At 38.6% G+C, this 20,154-nt stretch carries 16 protein-coding genes; 13 read left to right on the top strand and 3 right to left on the bottom strand.

All coding sequences use genetic code 11. From position 1 onward, the window contains the following. The first annotated feature begins 24 nt into the window (after window positions 1-24). From essC to ACSVDH_RS29315, 9 genes are all read left to right on the top strand, one after another. Window positions 25-4,500: a type VII secretion protein EssC gene (gene essC, locus ACSVDH_RS29355; RefSeq protein WP_439252420.1), complete on the top strand. Its 4,476-nt coding sequence runs from the start codon at window positions 25-27 to the stop codon at window positions 4,498-4,500. Further along, a complete protein-coding gene (gene esaA / locus ACSVDH_RS29350) occupies window positions 4,497-7,553 on the top strand; it encodes a type VII secretion protein EsaA (protein WP_439252421.1) in 3,057 nt (1,018 codons plus the stop codon). The genes essC and esaA overlap by 4 nt, the downstream gene beginning before the upstream one ends. Beyond that, complete coding sequence (gene essA / locus ACSVDH_RS29345; protein ID WP_439252422.1) at window positions 7,543-8,061, top strand: type VII secretion protein EssA; 519 nt, start codon at window positions 7,543-7,545, stop codon at window positions 8,059-8,061. Before esaA ends, essA begins: the two co-directional genes overlap by 11 nt. 5 nt (window positions 8,062-8,066) lie before the next feature. Next, on the top strand, window positions 8,067-8,495 hold the full coding sequence (locus ACSVDH_RS29340; RefSeq protein ID WP_439252423.1) for a YwqH-like family protein: 429 nt from the start codon (window positions 8,067-8,069) through the stop codon (window positions 8,493-8,495). Further along, a complete protein-coding gene (locus tag ACSVDH_RS29335) occupies window positions 8,495-8,761 on the top strand; it encodes a YwqI/YxiC family protein (protein ID WP_439252424.1) in 267 nt (88 codons plus the stop codon). The genes ACSVDH_RS29340 and ACSVDH_RS29335 overlap by 1 nt, the downstream gene beginning before the upstream one ends. Before the next feature lie 133 nt (window positions 8,762-8,894). After that, the gene (locus ACSVDH_RS29330; RefSeq protein WP_439252425.1) at window positions 8,895-11,045 is read left to right on the top strand and encodes a ribonuclease YeeF family protein; all 2,151 of its coding nucleotides are present in this window, start codon (window positions 8,895-8,897) and stop codon (window positions 11,043-11,045) included. A 21-nt stretch (window positions 11,046-11,066) separates the two neighbouring features. Further along, entirely contained in the window at window positions 11,067-11,453 is a 387-nt protein-coding gene (locus ACSVDH_RS29325) for a UCP033725 family protein (protein ID WP_439252426.1), read from the top strand. Window positions 11,454-11,838: 385 nt separating this feature from the next. After that, window positions 11,839-12,225 carry a UCP033725 family protein gene (locus tag ACSVDH_RS29320; protein WP_439252427.1) on the top strand — a complete coding sequence of 129 codons (387 nt, stop codon included), beginning with the start codon at window positions 11,839-11,841 and terminating at the stop codon, window positions 12,223-12,225. A gap of 174 nt (window positions 12,226-12,399) precedes the next feature. Further along, window positions 12,400-12,861 carry a hypothetical protein gene (locus ACSVDH_RS29315; protein ID WP_439252428.1) on the top strand — a complete coding sequence of 154 codons (462 nt, stop codon included), beginning with the start codon at window positions 12,400-12,402 and terminating at the stop codon, window positions 12,859-12,861. A 214-nt stretch (window positions 12,862-13,075) separates the two neighbouring features. Here ACSVDH_RS29315 and ACSVDH_RS29310 read toward each other — a convergent pair whose 3' ends face one another. Both ACSVDH_RS29310 and ACSVDH_RS29305 read right to left on the bottom strand, forming a co-directional pair. Further along, window positions 13,076-14,614: a sodium:solute symporter family protein gene (locus ACSVDH_RS29310; protein WP_439252429.1), complete on the bottom strand. Its 1,539-nt coding sequence runs from the start codon at window positions 14,612-14,614 to the stop codon at window positions 13,076-13,078. A gap of 118 nt (window positions 14,615-14,732) precedes the next feature. Further along, the gene (locus ACSVDH_RS29305; protein WP_439252430.1) at window positions 14,733-15,602 is read right to left on the bottom strand and encodes an N-acetylneuraminate lyase; all 870 of its coding nucleotides are present in this window, start codon (window positions 15,600-15,602) and stop codon (window positions 14,733-14,735) included. Between the two features lie 179 nt (window positions 15,603-15,781). Between ACSVDH_RS29305 and ACSVDH_RS29300 the strand changes: the two genes are divergently transcribed. From ACSVDH_RS29300 to ACSVDH_RS29285, 4 genes are read left to right on the top strand one after another with little or no spacing between them, the layout of a single operon-like run. Continuing rightward, entirely contained in the window at window positions 15,782-16,474 is a 693-nt protein-coding gene (locus ACSVDH_RS29300) for a FadR/GntR family transcriptional regulator (protein WP_439252431.1), read from the top strand. Window position 16,475: 1 nt separating this feature from the next. Beyond that, a complete protein-coding gene (locus ACSVDH_RS29295) occupies window positions 16,476-17,147 on the top strand; it encodes a FadR/GntR family transcriptional regulator (protein ID WP_439252432.1) in 672 nt (223 codons plus the stop codon). A 9-nt stretch (window positions 17,148-17,156) separates the two neighbouring features. Further along, a complete protein-coding gene (locus ACSVDH_RS29290; protein ID WP_439252433.1) occupies window positions 17,157-18,029 on the top strand; it encodes an ROK family protein in 873 nt (290 codons plus the stop codon). A 3-nt stretch (window positions 18,030-18,032) separates the two neighbouring features. Then, the gene (locus tag ACSVDH_RS29285; protein ID WP_439252434.1) at window positions 18,033-18,722 is read left to right on the top strand and encodes an N-acetylmannosamine-6-phosphate 2-epimerase; all 690 of its coding nucleotides are present in this window, start codon (window positions 18,033-18,035) and stop codon (window positions 18,720-18,722) included. A 148-nt stretch (window positions 18,723-18,870) separates the two neighbouring features. Here the strand turns inward: ACSVDH_RS29285 and pepT are convergent, their stop codons facing one another. Continuing rightward, the gene (gene pepT / locus ACSVDH_RS29280; protein ID WP_439252435.1) at window positions 18,871-20,109 is read right to left on the bottom strand and encodes a peptidase T; all 1,239 of its coding nucleotides are present in this window, start codon (window positions 20,107-20,109) and stop codon (window positions 18,871-18,873) included. Window positions 20,110-20,154: the final 45 nt, after the last annotated feature.

Genomic DNA, 20,154 nt, shown 5'->3' with positions numbered 1-20,154 from the left:
TGAACGAGTGCAGGTGGTGATACTATGCCAATTTTATGGGTTTTCCATCGAGATTCTTACCAATACATGACATTGAAAACAAATCCAAAGCAGGAGGTGACCATTGGAGGTGATTGGCAGCATACCATCACTATTCAACAGGCATCTTCTACGCAAAAACCACTAAAAGTGAAATATAGCAATGACTCCTATTGGCTTTACCTAGCGGAGGATCATGCTGAACAACTTTTATGGAATAAACAATACAAGTGCAGTTGTGGCAAAGAGCCGGTCACGTTGATGGTCACTGAAGCGTTTTTGCCAGCAAAAACGTATTATATTGGAAATAAAAGTGAGGTCGCTTTTTCAATAACAAAGGAAAACGCAGCCTTTCAAAAGGCTTCTGAAGCATCATGGAAGCAAGACTCTTTTATGCTGTACAAGGAAGAAGATCGCTGGGAAATCATTGCTGATGAATCGGAAACACTTTATCGAAATGGCCGGAGAATGGAGGAAGCAACACAATTAGAAATTGGCGACCAGCTGTTTTGGCCAACCATGGTCATTACATTGATAGAAGAGGATCTCATTCAGATTGAAAGCCTGCTAGAATACAAGACAGACCTTTTGGAAACGATGAAGCCCCAGTCAGAAATGCAAAAGAAATACCCTGTGTATCGTCGAACGCCAAGAATGGTCTATGAACTTCCTGATGAGAAGGTACAGTTCTCCTTTCCGTCTCAGGATTCAGAAGGCTCTAACCGCAGCCTATGGCTGATTATCATGCCGCCACTTATTATGCTCATTGTCATGGGGCTTGTGGCGATTCTGGTTCCAAGAGGAATATTTATTATTGTCTCATTAGTGATGTTTATGACAACATTGGTCACCTCTACGGTTCAATACTTTAAAGATCGCGGCCAGCAAAAGAAATCAAAGGAACGGCGCAAACGTATATATACGCAATATTTAGATGCGAAAAGACAGGAGCTTCAGACGCTTGCCGATAAACAACGGGAGGTTTTGACCTTTCACTATCCATCCTTTGAGAGAATGAAGTATTTAACAGCTGAGCTATCTGACCGACTTTGGGAAAGAACCCTTGAAAGTCCGGATTTTCTTCAATTTCGGCTTGGACTTGGAACAGTTCGGGCAAGCTATACGATTTCTTCCTCCTCTTCCGATATGTCAAATAGGGAAATGGATGAGCTGCTTGAAGAATCCCAAAAGCTTGAAAAAGCCTATAAGTATTTGAAAAACCTCCCGATAACAGCCAATCTTTCAGAAGGTGCCATCGGGCTTATTGGAAAAGACGCTGTGTTGAAAAATGAATTACACCAACTAATTGGTCAGCTTGCGTTTTTCCATAGCTACCATGATTTGCGGTTTGTGTTTATCTTTGATGAGCATGAGTACAAGGGTTGGGAATGGATGAAGTGGCTTCCGCATTTTCAATTGCCAAATTCCTTTGCAAAAGGGTTCATCTACAATGAAAAAACAAGGGACCAATTGCTTTACTCCCTTTATGAAATGATCAGGGAACGTGATCAGGAGGAAGACAAAGAAAAACTGCGTTTTACACCCCATTATGTCTTTGTCATCACAAACCAACATTTGATCTCAGACCATGTCATTTTGGAATATTTAGAGGGTGACCATAAACATCTTGGCATCTCAGTTATTTTTGCTGCAGAAGCGAAGGAAAGTTTATCAGATAATATTCATACCCTTGTCCGCTATATCAATGACGGTCAAGGTGATATTTTAATACAGCAGAAAAAGGCGGTTCAAATCCCGTTTCAGCTTGATTTACATAGCAGGGACACAAATGAGAATTACGCCCGCATGCTCAGGACACTTGATCATCAAATTGGGATGACAAATTCGATTCCTGAAGCTGTATCATTTCTTGAAATGATGAATGTAAAGAGTGTAGATGAGCTTCCAATTAAGCAGAACTGGCTGACAAGAGAGTCAGCAAAATCACTGGCAGTGCCAATCGGGTTAAAAGGAAAGGAAGAAACGGTTGAACTGAATTTGCATGAAAAGGCCCATGGTCCACATGGCTTATTGGCAGGAACGACAGGGTCAGGGAAAAGTGAATTTTTACAAACTTATATTCTATCCCTTGCTGTTCATTTTCACCCGCATGAGGTTGCGTTTTTATTAATTGATTATAAGGGTGGAGGCATGGCACAGCCCTTTAAAAACATGCCCCATTTATTAGGGACGATCACCAATATCGAAGGAAGCAAAAATTTCAGCCTGCGCGCATTAGCTTCGATCAAAAGTGAGTTGAAACGGCGCCAGCGCTTGTTTGACCATTATAGCGTTACACATATTAATGACTATACGAAGCTATTTAAGCAAGGAAAAGCAGAGGACCCTCTGCCGCATTTATTCCTTATTTCTGACGAGTTTGCGGAGCTTAAGACCGAAGAACCTGATTTTATTCGCGAGTTAGTTAGTGCGGCCCGTATCGGTCGAAGCCTTGGGGTACACCTCATTCTTGCAACGCAAAAGCCTGGAGGCGTCATTGATAACCAAATTTGGAGCAATGCCCGTTTCCGTGTCGCATTGAAGGTGCAAAACACAGAGGACAGCCGGGAAATCTTAAAAAATGGTGATGCTGCCTCGATCATGGTCACTGGGCGAGGGTATTTACAGGTTGGAAACAACGAGGTCTATGAGCTGTTCCAATCCGCATGGAGCGGTGCCCCATATCATGAAGAAGATAACTATGACATGGAGGACGAAGTAGCGATTGTAACAGACTTAGGGTTAATTCCTTTATCAGAAGTGTCTGCATTAGATCAAAAGCAGAAGGATCATGAAAGTGAAATTGACGTGATTGTTGATAAAATTGAACAGCTTCAGCGTGATCTGGAGATTGAGAAGCTTTCAAGCCCATGGCTGCCGCCGCTTCCAGGACGTCTCTATCGCGATGGAATGGATCTTGTTCAAAGAGATCAATCAAGCATTGTCTTTGCAATGATTGATGAACCAGAACAGCAAAGTCAATCACCATATTCATATGAGGTGATCGAGGATGGAAATATTGGAATCTTTGGTTCCTCCGGCTATGGAAAAACACAAACCATCCTTACTCTTTTGTTAGGAATGGCAAAGCAATTTTCTCCAGAGGATGTTCACTATTATTTAATGGACTTTGGAAATGGCGGATTGCTGCCGCTTAAGCAGCTTCCACATACCGCTGATTATTTCTTGCTTGATCAAGAGCGGAAAATTGAAAAATTTATGGGGATTTTACGTGATGAAGTAGCAAGAAGGAAGCAGCTTTTCCAAAAGCAAGAGGTAAGCTCCATTAAGATGTACAATGCATTAAGTGAAGAGCCGCTGCCGTTAGTGTTTGTTGTCATAGATAATTTTGACCTTGTTAAAGAGGAGATGCTTGACCTTGAGCAGCAGCTGAACCAGTTTGCCCGCGATGGTCAGTCTCTAGGAATTTACATGATCTTAACGGCTACGCGAATCAATTCGGTTCGCCAATCGTTAATGAACAATTTAAAAACAAAGATTGTACACTATTTAATGGATTCTTCAGAGGCTTATACGATACTCGGAAGACTGCCGTTTGCACCTGAGGCTATGCCGGGAAGGGCGATTATCAAAAAGGATGCCGCCCACTTTGCCCAAGTTTACCTGCCAACAGAAGGAAAAGATGACTTTGAGCAAATGACTAGCCTGAAAGAAGAAGTACAGAATTTGAAGGAAATATATGCAACGGCGAAAAAGCCGGCTCCGGTTCCAATGCTGCCTACAGAGCTTACGCTTAGCAATTTTGCTGCTTATATTGAGAAGCGGAATGGTATGCTGCCGATTGGGCTTGATGAAGAACATGTCACACCAGTTTATATAAACTTCTTAAAGACAAAGCATTGCATGGTGCTTGGACAAGCTCAAAAAGGCAAAACAAACTCGCTTAAGGTGCTGATTCAAACAGCGCTTGAACAGGATATCGAGCATATCGCGATTTTTGATTCGATTGATCGAGGATTATCATCATTTATCGGAGAAGAGAATTTGGTCTACCTTGAAGGAAAGGATCATGTCATTTCCTGGTTGGATCAATTGGAAACACTCTTTATTCAACGGGAGGAAGCCTATCATCAGCAAATCCAGAGAGGCGAACAATTGCCGCAATTTTCTCCGGTTCTGTTTATCGTTGATGGCTATTCCCGCTTCCTGCAAAGCTTAGATAATCTGACCCAAGATCGGATCGTCCGCTACATGAAAAGCTATAGCCATCTTGGATTTAATATGGTCGTATCCGGCAGCAATAATGAATTAACAAAGGGCTATGACCCATTAACAACTGAAATTAAGCAAATCAGACAGGCGGTTATTTTAATGAAAAAATCTGAACAAACCTTATTTACTCTTACCTATGATCGTAAGGAAGCAGAGATCCAGCCGGGCTTTGGTTATTATGTGGAAAATGGAAAAGAGCAAAAAATTCAGATCCCGCTTGCAAATGTTGAAAGGAAGGTACGAATATGACAGAAAAAGCAAGCATATTTAAGCTTATCCTCGTCATTATTATGATTGTCATCACACCCCTTCTTTTCTTCCGATCAATCGGAGACAGCCCGTTGCAAGTCGTGAAACCAGAAAATGCAACAAAATCCATTGCCATTATCAATGAGGATATTGGAACACAGGAAGGCGATGAGGAGATTCAATTTGGCCAGGATGTTGCGGCAATCCTGGCTGAAAACTCTTCCTATGAATGGACGGTTGTCGGCAGAAGTGCAGGGGAAAATGGCCTGAGCAATTTAAAATACGACGCCATTGTTTATTTACCATCAGACTTTTCGCAAAACATCATGACGTATGATGAGGAAAATCCAGTAAAAACGAATCTCCAATATAAAGTGCAGAGCCAATTGAATGCAGTGAATAAAGAAAAAGTATTAGTTGAGCTCGAAAAAGCGACAAAACGAATCAACCGAAAGATTTCATCCCTATATTGGAATTATGTATCAGCCGATATGGAGCATATTCGCCAGGAATTTGATGAAATTCTTGAAAAGGAAGTTGCCTTTCAAGAAACAATGACAGCTTTTTATAAGCCAAGCTCAAAAAATTTAGCGGGGCAAATTGATGATCAAAAAGCCATGCTCACAAGCCTGCAAGAGTCGATTGAGCAAATTGGCGAAAGAGCCCCGGATCAAAAGGCAACGATGGAAGCCTATGCGCAAGACTTAACAACCTTTGTTGAGTATGTGAAGCAATATAAGGAATACCAAGAAAAGCAACAAACCCTTTTAGCTGAGATACAGGCACAGTCCATCGAGACGGTGAATCAGGCAACTGAAAATCAAAAGCCAATGTTTGTGAAATCACAAAGTCTTTTTGATGAAGAGGGCGAGAAGTTTTTAGAGAGCATGTCTCAGTTGGACCAGCGAATGGCCAGCAATCAACAGGTATTTAATCAATTAGAAGACCAAAGGTACAGCCAGGTAGCAAAACAAGTAAATGAATTCTACTCCCTGCAAAAAAAGATTCTTGAGTTTTATCAGCAGTTAAAGGATACAAACCTGCTAAATGATGTAGAAGGTCAGCTTGCTGTCTATAGTGACAAGCTTAGTGTAGGCGAGGAACCGGAAGAGCCTGCTGAAGATGGCGAGGAAAAGCCTGGTAAACCAGATGATCAGGTTATTGTTTCAAATACCGAGGAAAAAAAGGAAGAAACCAATAATAATGGTGCAGAAACTTCAAACGAGGGGAACAAAGGAGAAGATAATGGAAACCCCAATAATCCTGAAGATCCGAAAGAACCATTTGTAGACTTAACATCTGAAAGAGAAGAGCTTAAAAAGATCTCAACTGAAATGAATAGAATAAAAGATTCACTAAATGTTGAGGAACTGCCGCCTGAGGCAGTCGTTAAGGCAGTAGAAGATATAACTAGTCTTGATCATCGTGTTCTTGAGGTTGAAAAGGCATTGGGAGAAAAACAACCAGGAAAAAACCCATTAGAAGATGATGTCAAGCAATTACAGAAGGATATTGATAATTTAATTAAAGCAAAATCAGATCTTGAAACAGAGCTAAACAAAAAAATAGACGAAATTACTAAACTAGAAGAAGAGAAAGCACAATTAGAAACGGCTATTAATCAATTAGAAGAAACGAATAAAAAACTTGATACCGAACTAAGCTTATACAAAGACTATGAAGCAAACATCAAAGATGAGATCGAGAAAATGGAACAATCAATCCTTGCTTCTGAAGCACTTTCTGCAACAAGAAAAGACGTTTTAACAGGCATCTTTTCCAAGGAAATAAAAAGCAAGGATCTTCTCGATATGATGTATTACTTCTCTTACTTAGGCCGCTATCAGGAAACATTGGACAGCATGCTGGCTGAAAACACGGCAATGAACGCTGTTCTTGGGAATGAAGAGTTTAAGGAAGAAGCAAATAAAATTGTCGAAATTACAAGTGAAGAGGAATCGGGCTGGAAACAATTGGGTAAAGATATGCCAACGACCCAGGATGCACTTAACACCATGGAAGATAGCTTTACTGTATTTATGGCAAATTACCGAAAAACCGTTGATGAGCAGCAAGCAAAACTGCTTGAAAGCTTGAACGGCATTCTGCAGGAAGCAACAATGGTACTTGATCAAATTCAACAGCCTCAGCAGATGCTTACAGTTGTAGAGCCGACAGCACCTATTGAAGGTCAGGAAATGGTTTCAGGTACAGAAAAAATTAGCGAGCAATTGGCTTCCATTCATACATGGATGGATTCTATTAGTGAAAGTCAAAACAGTATCATAGAATATACGGGTGAGCTTCAAGTTAGAGTAAATGATGTTCAGGTTGATGCAGATAAACTAAACAACAAATGGGCATCAAATGTTGCTTCAACAGAGCTGATTCGTGATGATGTATTTAGTGTTCTAGGTAATACATTTGTTGATGGTCAACAAAATGGATATGTCTATGATTTCTTAACAAATCCATTAAAGGTGAGCGGCGATATTCCTGAGGAAACCGAAAGTGAGACGGTGAAAAATATACCGCCAGTAGTTGTGTTATTCATCGTGCTTATATCAAGCCTGCTGATCGGTTATACAAGTTATTATTTCCAACAGCCGCCGTTATGGGTTCAAGCCATTCTATTTGTCCTATTAAACCTTATTGTCGGCTTTGTCATTAGTCTGTTTGGACTGGATATTTATCCATTACGAGAAGAAAGTGCGGTTGAATGGACCGTCTATACGATCCTGCTTCTAGCAGCTGGTTCAGCCTTAGTACGAGTTGCATTTTCTGCCCATCATTTAATTGGGCTGTTTGTAACGGTAGGATTGGTAATTTTTTATGTTACACCTTTACTTGCCTTAACAACACCAAACTTTAGTTTTACTGACCCGATGTCAAATGTGTATATGTCGATTCAATATGGTACAGAGTCATTATTCACACAAGCAGTAGTGGTTCTAAGCTTGATTTTAGCAGTGCTCATTGGACTCCAGTACTTCATTGGTAAATCAAGATTAAATATTGATAAGAAGAAGGGATCGGAAACCCATGCAGCATAAGCAAGGTTTGCTGGTTTCATTGCTTTTGCTAATCATAACTGGTTACCACCTTTTAGCTGCAAATCCTGTCCATGCGGATTCGGCGAAAATTGATGAGCTTGTTCCAAATGATTATCAAGAAAATCAATTTAAAAAAAATAATGAATTGCTTCATGATGAATCATTAACGAACCAACGCACAAATATACCTGAAGAGGTAAAGGATCTAACCTTTGAACGGGAAAAACAGTCTCAGGATGACATCATGAAATCAACCTTGTTTTTAAGTGAGACAAGTGACAACAATACGATCAAAGCGAAAGCACTTGAAATGCAGTTGTTTACAAATGTAGAAGATAAAGCTTTGAATCTGGCGGAAGAGGATGAACCATCTTCTTCTAATTTATCCTTAACGATTTTTATTTGGACATTAGTTGGTGTTTGTAGTTTGTTGTTAATTGTTGTCTTGTTTGTATGGGGGAGCTCCCAGAACAAAACAAAAAAATCCTCAAAATTAGTAGAGGGGTGAAGATGATGAGTTTATCAGACATGTTGTATTCGATTCAAAGGAGCATTTCATCACAGTCGAATGATCTTGAAGAAAAAATTCAAAGATTGACCCAAGCCAAAAATGATATTAACAGTGAGCAAGATTTATTGCTCCAAGAAATAAAAAAGATAAAACAGCCTGATTTAGGAAAAGAATGGACAGGAGTAAGAGCTGACAATTTTGACCGTGAGCGCGAGGATGCCTATACGATCATGCAGAGAATTGGACAGATTGATTATTCAAGCTATCAACGATTAATAGAAAGCAAGATTAATAGTTTAGAAATAGAACAAAGTGTTTTAAATGTCACAAAAGCTCTTGCTTATGAAGCAGGTCAGCTCATTGACAAGGGCGAAGACGCTGTTGATGAGCTTGCAAGCAGAATTAGCGATCTGAAAAGGCGGTTATTATAATGGTGACGATTAAACTTAATTACGAAGCAGTTATGAGGGAATTAGATGAGGTCAAGTCTGCATTAGCCAATGTAAAGATTGCACCGCCAGAAGCTGGCAGCCTAGGGCAAAACCGGCTGGATTTTACCACCTATTGGCTTGAACGTGAGGCAAGAATTCATCAGCTCATCAATGAGTATGTTGAGGTTGTTGAGAAAAATGTTGAAGATACAAAAGCAAATGTCCGCTCGTTAAAAGAGCAGGATGAAGCGATAACTAGACAGTAGGGCTGTTTTTGCCATTTACGCTACTACCAAAACTATACCTAATATGAGGCTGTCTCAAATTAAGGGTGACCCTTTGGAGGCAGCCCTTTTTCAAATAGCGTAAAAGAAGCTAAACTAAAGGAAAGGGCAGACGGTGACCGTGAAAGTATATGAAGCGAAATCATTAGTAGATTCAATGGAAGCAAGGGCCAAAAGCTATACAGACTTGCGGGAAAAGCTAGAGGAAGTTAAAAACCAATTCAATGACATCGTCAACCTGAACGATCAACTGCAAGGAAAGGGAGCTGATGCGATTAAAGGCTTCTACCAGGCTCAAATCGATGTAGTCGATGCCTGGCTTCGCCTGATTGACCGGAACATCGCCTTTTTCAACGGCATCGCAGGCACAACAGAGGATGCGGAGCTGTCAGGTGATACGATTGTCCATGTCCCGTTTTTAGAGGATGAACTGACCCATCATGCAAGAACACATAAAGAAATGGTCTCAAGCCAACAGGATGAGCTAAAAAGGATTTTCAACCGAATCGATGACCTCATTTCTCTCGATGTTTTTTCAAAAGAGCGATTTGAAGACCATATGGAGAAAGCGGAAAAAGACCGAAAAGACACCGTTGATGCAGTTGAAAAGCTGGACATTGACTTGAAATCAGAATACATCCTATCAGAGGGTGATGAACAGTATGTAGTAGCACTCTTCGGCCAGCTTATGGAAGCATCCCGCCAAGGCAGCACCATCCAACCGATCCATTTCAACGCAGAAGCCTACAAAGCAAGTGAAGTCTACCAGCTTAAAGAACAAGCTGAAAAACAAACAAGTGAATACCTCTCTTTTAAAGAAGAACAGGAAAAATGGCGAGAAGAGCTTAAACGCCAGGAGGAGCTCGAAAATCGCCCATGGTACGAAAAAACATGGGATGGAATCAAAACCTTCACAGGCGAAATCACAGGCTACTACGATTACATACGAGCTTCAGAAGGGGTTGACCCTGTCACCGGCGAAAAACTAACAGCAGGCCAACGCGTGGCAGCGGGCGCCATGGCAGCCGCCGGCTTCATCCCAATCGTCGGCTGGGCAGGACGCATCGCCAAAGGCGGAACAGCCATCTACCGAACAGCCAAAGGCATGCACGCCGCAGACCAGGCACTTGACATATATAGAACCGCCAACACCTTCTCCACCCTTGAAAAAGCGGAAATGGGCATCTATGGACTTGTATCTGCCAACGGGTTCAGTGAGTACCTCACAGGTAAAGATATGTTTGGAAATGAGCTAACCGAAGAGCAAAAGCAGAATAGCCTTTACCAGGCGTTAGGAATTCTGGCTATTGGCGGAATGGCTTATGCACCACAGCTTGTCCGGAATGGAAGAGTGATAGGAGAACAGACAGTTAATAGGGCACATGAGCTAGCGTTAAAAACGAAAGCTGGGGCTTATAGTTTCATTGATGATGTTAAAAATGGGGCAAAAGCTGCTTTTAATCCTAATGTTAATTATAAAATGGCTAGTGATGTTTCGGATGTGCCGGTGAATGCGATGAGTAGTCCGTCGGTCAACAAGGAATTGGATGGGGTATCTGGTGGCACAACTCGTCATATTGAGGAAAATGTACAGGTAAACACAAAAGCTGGAACATATAATTCTGAGAATTTATCTTCATTAAGAGGGTTTGATTCTACATTAGATAACGTTCTAGACAACATTGGTTTAACAAGAGAACAATTTAATGAGCTAAAACTAAAACCTTCAAGTTCTTTAAGTGAGCAGGAAGTAGAAAAATTAAAGGCAATTCGAGATTCTGTAATACCGATTACAAAGGATACTCTAATTCAAAAAACAATACCTGTTCAAGATATACAAAAATATTTAGAAGGGCAATATACACAAATTGGTGGTTATGTTGCAAAGGCTGAAGATGTTTATGATATAAAAGATTATGATGACTTTATTGAAAGTCTTCGACTAGATTATAAAGATTGGGAAGGAAATAGACCTTTCCCTGATGGCGGAGATTCATATGGAGTAATTAGGTTTAAAACAGAGAGAACTGAAGAAATAACAATTCCGTATGGAGAAAGATTTGGTGGAGAGAACACTGATGGTCCACCTTGTACGCAAAATGGGTTCACAGGATCGAGAAATGAGAAGACAGTTCCTGAATGGAAGTTTAATGGTTACTTTGATCCAAACGAAGGAGCAGAGATTTATAGAGTGGTTAACGGAGAAGAACAATTAGTAGGATTGTATGACAGTGATCTAAAAAGATTTATTAGAATCGAACAATAAGTATATAAGGAGATCATGAACATGATAAGAAAAGGTGACTACGCTGTAGTTCAAGGTAAAGAATATCGATTGGGAAAACACGGAGATGAATGGGTTAACATAATAAGTGATGACCAAAATGATTTAAATAATGGCTTCCAACCACATCCGTTAGATAAGACAGTCTTACTAAAAAGGGTACTAAAGAATGAATTAGAACAGGTATATTATGTTGATACTTACGCTGTTTATAAAGATACAAAATTAAGCGTAGGAAACGTAAAAGATGATAAAGTCCTTTTAGGGACGAGTGATTCCAAAATTGCTAAACAATTAGATTTTGATAGAACGGACAAATATTTTTATGAAAAATGGGTTAATATAAGTGAATTAGAATTATTTGAAGAGAAAAAAAGTATAACTATATAATTGATTTAAATGAGTTATATGAAAAAATATTGAATATTTACTATGCCTCTTTGTAGGGAATAAAGTTTTATCTAATTATATGAATCACTTATTAATCTAAAGACTTTATAATTCATTATATAATGAATTAATAAAGTCTTTTTTATTAATCTTTCTACAGGAACCTAATAATAGAAGCATATCTCGCCAAGGCAACACCATCCAACCGATCCATTTAACGCAGAAGGGAAGTTCGGATTATACCAGAGTTCATATTTAATGGAAGGCATCTTACTGAGATGGAGCAGAATTATACAAAGTAGTTAACGTAAAAGAAAAACTTGTTGGTGTGTTTGACGAGAAATTTGGTTCGTTTATACCTATAAAGTAAAGGGAGATTAACAGGATGATAAGAAAAGGAAAGTACGTCTTATATAATGGTGAAGAATATAAATTTACTAACTTAAATTCACATTTAAATTCTATAGAGTTAGTAAGTAATAAACCGAACGACCTAAATAAAGGTTTCAATTTATATGCAGAAAATGTTTTTGTTAAGACAGTCTCGTTAAATGATATTGAGAAGTTATTTTATGTATATCTATATGTAAGGTATAAAGGTAAAGAATTTCCAGCATCTGATGGTAAAGATGGTACTATTTTATTAGATACCTCTGATGCAGAAATAGCAAAAGAATTGGATTTTGAACAAACTGATAAATATCAGTATTCAAAATATGTCCCTTTCCAAGAGGTTGATATATTTGAAAAAATAGAACCATATAATATTTAAGTGGTATAATAAGGTAAAATGTAGACCCTTTATTAGGAAAAAAATTTGTTCTCTGACCTAGCATGTTTGTTTGCTAGGTCATTCTTATATTATCTGTTTTACTTATTATGGTAAAATAAGTGAGCAGTTTATTATTGTTTAACTGGAAGAAAGTTTAAAAGGAAGGAGCAACCAATGGCGATTGAAATTGTATACGCTGAAACGATTATTGTAGGTGTTCTCTATAAGAATAATTGGTATTGGTATGTTACAGATAAAGAAATTTGGTTTCTAGACTTAAAAAAGCTTGAAAAGGCATTTATCGATGCTGGATATGAGATAAACATTGAAGGTGATTATTCCGATCGCTTTAATATTCCAATCGTTAATAGACAAACAGCAGAAGAGTTTATTAATCACTTAGAGGAATATAAAGTAACAACAAATCAACTGAGAAAAATGATGTTAGAAGAGCTTAGTGTGGATGAATTAGATAAATATCATCCAGCATTATTTGTTAACTTTGATACAGAAACTCTTATATCTAATTTCCCTGAACCCGCCTCGTTTGAGGCTTATGTTCCTGAAAATTGGAAGGGTTTATATAGGGACTTTATAGAGGATGTACCAATGAATGAAAGGTATTGGGGGAAGTAAAAAGATTTCAAGGTAAAACGAGGGTATTATGGATATTAAACAGGAATTAATTGAACAAATAAAAAAGGTTTTAAATATTCTTGAATTAGATTATTGGGACGGAGTATGCAATAACTAAAATGGCAAAGCCAATTTTTTGAAGATGTCAGAAAACCCTCTTGTCCATTTTAACAAGAGGGTCTCATATAAATATTAATTAGTGACTTTGTACCAATTAAAGTGAGTTCACATTAGAATGCTGAGTAGTCTCTACAGCAGGCTTCACATATTCTTCATTTTTCGTAAATATCGTAAGACCGGTTGTGTTCTTTTTGGCGTTCGGGAATAGGAAACTTGCTAAATAGCCATAAGCAAATGACGAAAAGAATGATACAATACTAACAGTAAACGGCGTTAAATCTGTTTGTTGGACAAAATAGGCTGTAAATGCACTTAAGAATAATCCGATTAAAACGCCAGGTGTATTGGCACGTTTCGTAAAGATACCAAGGGCAAATATACCAGCGATTGGAACACCGAATAATCCTGTAATAGCCAGGAATAAATTCCATGTTTCAGCCTGATTTGTTGAAATTAGATATAATGCGGCAGCCATGCCTAGTACTCCGGCAACAATAATGGCGATTCTTGCTAAGAATACATCGGTTTTATCGTTTTTGCCAAAAAATCTTTGCTTAAAGTCAACGGTTATACAAGCTGAAATACTATTCAAGCTAGATGAAATGGTAGATTGACAGGCTGCAAAAATCGCGGCAATGATTAAGCCGGCGACACCCGCTGGCATGCTTGATACGATGAAATAAGGAACAATCGCCGAGGTATTAAATCCTTCTGGGAGTGTTTCCACATTCGTATAATAACTATAAAGGACAGTACCTAATCCAAAAAAGACAGGGATGGTGATAAGTGCCAAAATACCGTTCGTCCATAAAGATTTATTGGTTTCTTTAATCGAACTAGTTGTTTGATAGCGTTGGACAACGTCTTGACTTGCGGTATACTGATGCAAATTATTAAAAATCGAGCCTAAAAAGATGATAGGAATGGCGGCAGTCGCGGCACCGAATTGAAAATGATCGGCTGTGATAAACTTGTCGTTATTTACCGCATCAGTTATAACGGTAGATAATCCGCCATCGATTGAACTGATTCCAAGAATAACAAGTAAAATGGCACCACCTAATAGAATAATCCCTTGAATCACATCACTCCAAATGACACCTTCCATCCCACCTAAGAAGGTATAAATAATACATAATCCCCCAACTGCAAGAGCAATTAAAATTGGGTTAATATCGGAAACAAGGGTAATGGCCAGTGTTGGCAAATAGACAACAATCGCTATACGCCCAATATGAAAAAGAGTAAATAATAAGCTTCCGAGAACACGTAGGGAAACACCAAATCGTTCTTCTAAATATTCATAGGCTGTGGTTACTTTTAATTTTCGAAAGAAAGGAATATAAAAATAGATTAAAATTGGTATAATGGCAAAAATAGCGAGATTACCAGCTGAATAAGCCCAATCCGTTAAAAAGGCTTGCTCTGGTGTTGACATATAGGTAATCGCGCTTAAAGTCGTGGCATAAATGCTAAAGCCTGCGGCCCAAGCGGGAATTTTACCACCTGCGGTAAAGAATGCATCCGTGTTTTCGCCTGATTTCTTTGTAAAATATACTCCTACAGCCAACATGGCCAGAAGATAAATGATCAATACAGCCCAGTTGGCCATTCCGAAACTAATTTTTTCCATCCCATATCACCCTTTCAATATCGTTATCCAGAATTTAATGAAGCGCTTTCTTATTATTGGCAGAAAAGCCAGCGTCTCTATCACCTTTAAGAGAGCATGGCTGGTTTTATATCATTCATCATAAGTTAAATTCATTTACAAGTTGTTTGATTTCTTCCTTTTTACTCGGATCAAGCGGTGCCATAGGCTTTTTAACAGTGCCAGCCTGTATCCCTTTTATGTTTAAAATTTCTTTCAGTGTTTGGTATAATCCAAGATCCAGCACTTTTTCAATCAGATCATTGGTTATATGCTGAACTTCATAAGCTTCAATAAACTTTCCCTCTCTACATAAGTCCATAATTTGTTTAGCGCGCTTACCATTCACATTGTAAGTGCTGCCAATTGCGCCATCAACTCCGGAGATCATACCATGAATAAGCATTTCATCAAATCCTGAATAAATAAGTTTATTAGGAAATCTATTTCGAAGACGTTCCAATAAGTAGAAGTTCCCGTCTGTGTATTTTACCCCGATAACTTTCTCATTTTGTAAGAGCTGATCAAATTGAGACATTGTCATGGCTACACCTGTTAAAAATGGAATAGCATAAATGATCATATTATTCCCGGTTTTTTCAATGATGGTTTCATAATAGCTTTTGATCTCTTCAAAAGAAAACTTATAGTAAAATGGCGTAACAGCAGACAGGCTGTCATAGCCAAGCTCTGTTGCATATTTCCCTAATTCAACGGCTTCTTCCAAGTTGATTGAACCTACTTGGGCAATTAATTTGATCTCTCCTTTATTTTCCTCACTAACAATTTTGAAGATTTGCTTTTTCTGTTCCGTGGACAGCATAAAGTTTTCGCCAGAGCTGCCATTGACATACAGTCCATCCACCTTTTGAACGTCAATATTTTGTCTTACAATCTCACGTAAACCATGTTCGATAATCGCTCCATTTTCATCAAATGGTACGAGTAAAGCTGAAAATAAGCCTCTCATAGCTACTCCTCCTCAATGTTTGCTAAAATTGAATAACCAAGATATAATATTGTCAGACCAATTTTATTTGCAACTTCATCTTAAAAGGCTTTCAAGGAAAAGTCAACACATTTTCGTAAGGGTTTTCATTCGCTTGTTTCAAATTATGATATGATAGACACGAATAAAGAGGTGATGAAATGGCCATACAAAAGACTTCATTAGTCGAAATCGCGATTGAACGAATAAAGAGCTATATTCTAGAAAATAATTTGAAACCGAATGATAAATTTTTTACTGAGAAGGAATTGGTTGAGCAACTTCAGGTAAGCCGAACTGTTATACGAGAAGCGCTAATTTCCCTTCAAACCGTGGGTATTTTACATGTGAAGCCGGGTGGAGGAGTTTACATAGCAGAGCCTACGCTTGATTCAATTAGTACGATCTTAAAGCATCACTATGACACATATGGTGTGAAAATTAAAGAATTATTGGAAACTCGGGAAATTATCGAGCTTGGAGCATTGCGCTTAATCATTGAAAAACAAGTAGATGTCGACATCGATTCGCTCATCAATATCAATGAATCGTACTACCAAACGATCATCGAAAAACAAGATACAAAGGAATTTGACCGGATTTTCCATCAATCTTTAATTAAAGCAACTAAAAATGAGACGTATTATCACTTTAGTGAAATCATCCATGAATATTTTAAGCTAGTAAAAATCGATTTAGTTGAAAAAGAGACTGCACTTATACAAGCCTATAAACAGCATCTTGAGATTATTGAGGCAATCAAAACTAAGAATTTGCAAATTGCTCAAAACATCATGAAGGAACACTTTATACCAATTTACAGTTTTATTAACCAGGTGGAGGAAAAAGCGTAAAATGGAACCCATTCAAGCTGATGAAAGAAAACCGCTTAAGAAAACCGTTATTCAGGAAATTAAACAATACATGATTGACCATCAATTAAAAGCAGGGGATAAACTTCCGACTGAGAGAAAGTTCACGGAAATGTTTGGCGTGAGCAGATCGGTAGTGAGAGAAGCCTTGAGTTACCTTGAAAATACGGAAGTGATTCGAATTAGACAGGGTCAAGGTGCTTTTTTAAATGAATCAAATATCGAAAATTTATTGGACAACTTCTTTTTCTTATGGCAAATGAACGGGGGGAAAATCCAGGATATTTTAGGATTGAGAATCTTATTTGAATCAAGTGCAATTGATGAGATTGTAAAAAATCATAAATCAGAAAAATTGACGCTTTTAAAACAGGTTGTTGAAGAAAGTGAAAAGGCAGTGACTCCTGATGAGTATAGGGATGCTGATATTCTATTCCATAAACAGCTTCTTCAAGCAACAGATCATGATTTGTTTATTCAAATGACGAATATGATTACAAGTTATTTCTTTCAGGTTCAGCATATCAAATTAACACCAGAAGAATATAAAGTCCTTATTAATGAGCATCAAACGATTGTCGAAGCATTAGAGCATGGTGATGCAGAAAAGGCGAAATTACTGCTTACAAAACACATTAAGAATACAAAAGTTTAGGAGGCTATGATGGCTGACTATTTAGCTATTGATATTGGCGGTACGTTTATTAAATACGCCCTTTTAAACGACCAAATGCAGTTGCATGGTCATCGCCAAATAGAAACAAAAGAGAATATCAATCAAGCGATCCTTAAGCAAGTGGAAAGCATCATTTCCCATGTAGCGGACGAGGTCAACATTAGCGGTGTAGGCATAAGCACAGCGGGAATTGTCGACAGGGAAAAAGGCGAAATCCTCTATGCCGGACCAACGATAAAGAACTATAAGGGTACGGCATTTAAGGCATATCTATCTAGAAAATTCCATTTTCCTGTCCATGTTGAAAATGATGTGAATGCCGCGTTAATGGGTGAACTTTGGTTAGGTGCTGCTCGAAATGAAAAGGATGTTTTTTGTATAACATTAGGGACAGGAATAGGCGGTGCCTATTTTCATCAAGAAATCATGGATGGATGTCATCATCAGGCGAACTCGGTCGGGTATATGTTGTACGATCCTGTGACAAAAACAAATTATGAAGCAAGGGCATCAACTGCTGCGTTAAATATGATCATTGAAAAAGAACTAGGAAAAGGGCTGTCGGCGAAGGATGTCTTTGACAGAGCAAGGCTTGGTGAAGGCAGATGTATGTCCATTATTGAGTCATGGTGTAAAGAAGTAGCACGGGGGCTTGCGCAAATTATCCTGTTAATTGATCCTGAGAGCATTCTTATTGGAGGAGGCATTTCTCGCCAAGGAGAGTTTTTATTAACTAAAATTCAAACACAAGTAGAGCAATTTTTACCAGATCATTTTTTGAAAACAGAAATAAAAATTGCCCAATTATACAATGATGCCGCATTATACGGGGCAGTCTATCCATTTTTTAAGGAGGATTAACCTATGTTGCAAAGGGTGAAAGGCGGTTTAATCGTTTCTTGTCAAGCATTGCCGGACGAACCATTGCATAGTTCATTTATTATGTCCAAGATGGCATTGGCCGCTGCCCAAGGTGGTGCCAAAGGGATAAGAGCAAACACAAAAGAGGATATTATAGAAATCAAAAAAGAAGTTGATTTGCCTGTTATTGGAATTGTTAAACGAGATTATGATGATAGTAAGGTGTTTATAACAGCCACCTTAAAGGAAATCAATGAATTGCTAGAAAGCGGTTGTGAAATGATCGCAATGGATGCGACAACTAGAAAGAGGCCAAATCAGATCATTTTAAGAGATTTAGTAGAGTATGTAAGAAAACAAAATCCCCACGTTCAGCTGATGGCAGATATCTCAACAGTAGAGGAAGCCGCACAGGCTGAAAAAATAGGATTTGATTGTATTTCGACAACATTACATGGCTATACAGAAGAAACCTCAGGGCAAAAACTATACGATAACGATTTTGAATTTTTAAAAATGATTCTAAATCATGTACACCTTCCTGTAATCGCAGAAGGGAATGTCATGACTCCTGAAATGTATAAAAGATGCATGGAGCTAGGAGCATATGCGAGTGTGGTTGGGGGAGCAATCACGCGTCCAAAGGAGATTACGCAGCGCTTTGTCAGCGAAATCAAGCATAACATTCTATGAAAATATGAAAGCCATTCAAATTTAGAGCCGCTGCAATGATAGCGGCTCTTTTGCGCCTTTATTTCTAATTAGACTTATACCGATCTGCTAAAATTTGCAATTGCAACGGCGGATGTCTTTATGAAAAAGGGTAAATTTTAAAAGATAGTTACCTTCCTGCTCTTTCCTCAAACAGTTTAATAATTTCGATTATTGTATTGGTTGCCTTGATCATATTTTCAACTGAGATAAATTCAAATTTCCCATGGAAGTTTTCTCCGCCGGTAAAAATATTTGGAGTCGGCAATCCCATATAGGACAGTTGCGATCCGTCTGTTCCGCCGCGTATCGGCTCGACAATCGGCTCAATCCCTAGGTTCTCCATCGCTTGGTGGGCAATGTCGACAATATATTTCACAGGCTCTATCTTATCACGCATGTTGTAGTATTGATCATTTAACTCCAGAATGATGGTATCTGGACCATACACGCTTTTGAATTCATCAACAAGATCAACGACCGTCTTTTTTCTCGCTTCGAATTTCTGTTTATCATGATCGCGGATGATATAGTGAAGCTTTGTTTCCTCTACATCGCCTGTGAACGAAAGTAAATGGTAGAAGCCTTCATAGCCCTCCGTAAATTCAGGTGCTTCCATTGCAGGCAGCTTGCTGTTAAATGCCATCGCAATTTTAGCCGAGTTAATCATTTTTCCTTTTGCGGTGCCAGGGTGGACATTGTTTCCTTTAAACGTAATTTTGGCAGCGGCAGCGTTAAAGCTTTCATATTGAAGCTCGCCAAGCGGGCCGCCATCAACTGTATAAGCAAAATCTGCGTTAAATGACGTAACATCAAATTTATGCGGTCCTCTGCCAATTTCCTCATCAGGTGTAAAGGCGACTCTGATTTTTCCGTGCTTAATTTCCGGATGCTTAATTAAATACGCCATCGCTGTCATAATTTCAGCAATACCAGCTTTGTTATCGGCACCTAAAAGTGTTGTGCCATCGGTTGTGATCAATGTATGTCCTTTATAATTAGCAAGATTCGGATAATGTGTCGGGGAAAGGACAATATGTAAGGATTGATTTAGGGTGATGTCATTTCCATCATAGTTTTCGACAAGCTGTGGCTTCACATTGGCACCTGTAAAATCGGTTGCTGTGTCCACATGAGCTAAAAATCCAATTGTTGGGACTTGTTTTTCTGTGTTGGACGGAAGGGTTGCCATCACGTATCCGTTTTCATCAAGGGTCACATCTTTCATGCCAATTTCCTTTAATTCGTTGACAAGCATATTGGCAAGTGTTAGTTGACCAGGGGTAGATGGACAGGAATCATTGTTTTCATTTGATTGTGTATCTACTTTTACATAGCTTGTAAAGCGTTCAATGATTTCGTTTTTCATAGAAACTCCCTTTCTTATCGCAGGATAGTTTTATCATATCATGAA

It is taken from the genome of Metabacillus sp. Hm71 (genome assembly GCF_051842955.2).
Classification (GTDB): Bacteria; Bacillota; Bacilli; order Bacillales; family Bacillaceae; genus Metabacillus.
Note: the sequence above shows the minus strand (reverse complement) of the source record. Positions and strands in the feature narration are given on the sequence as shown.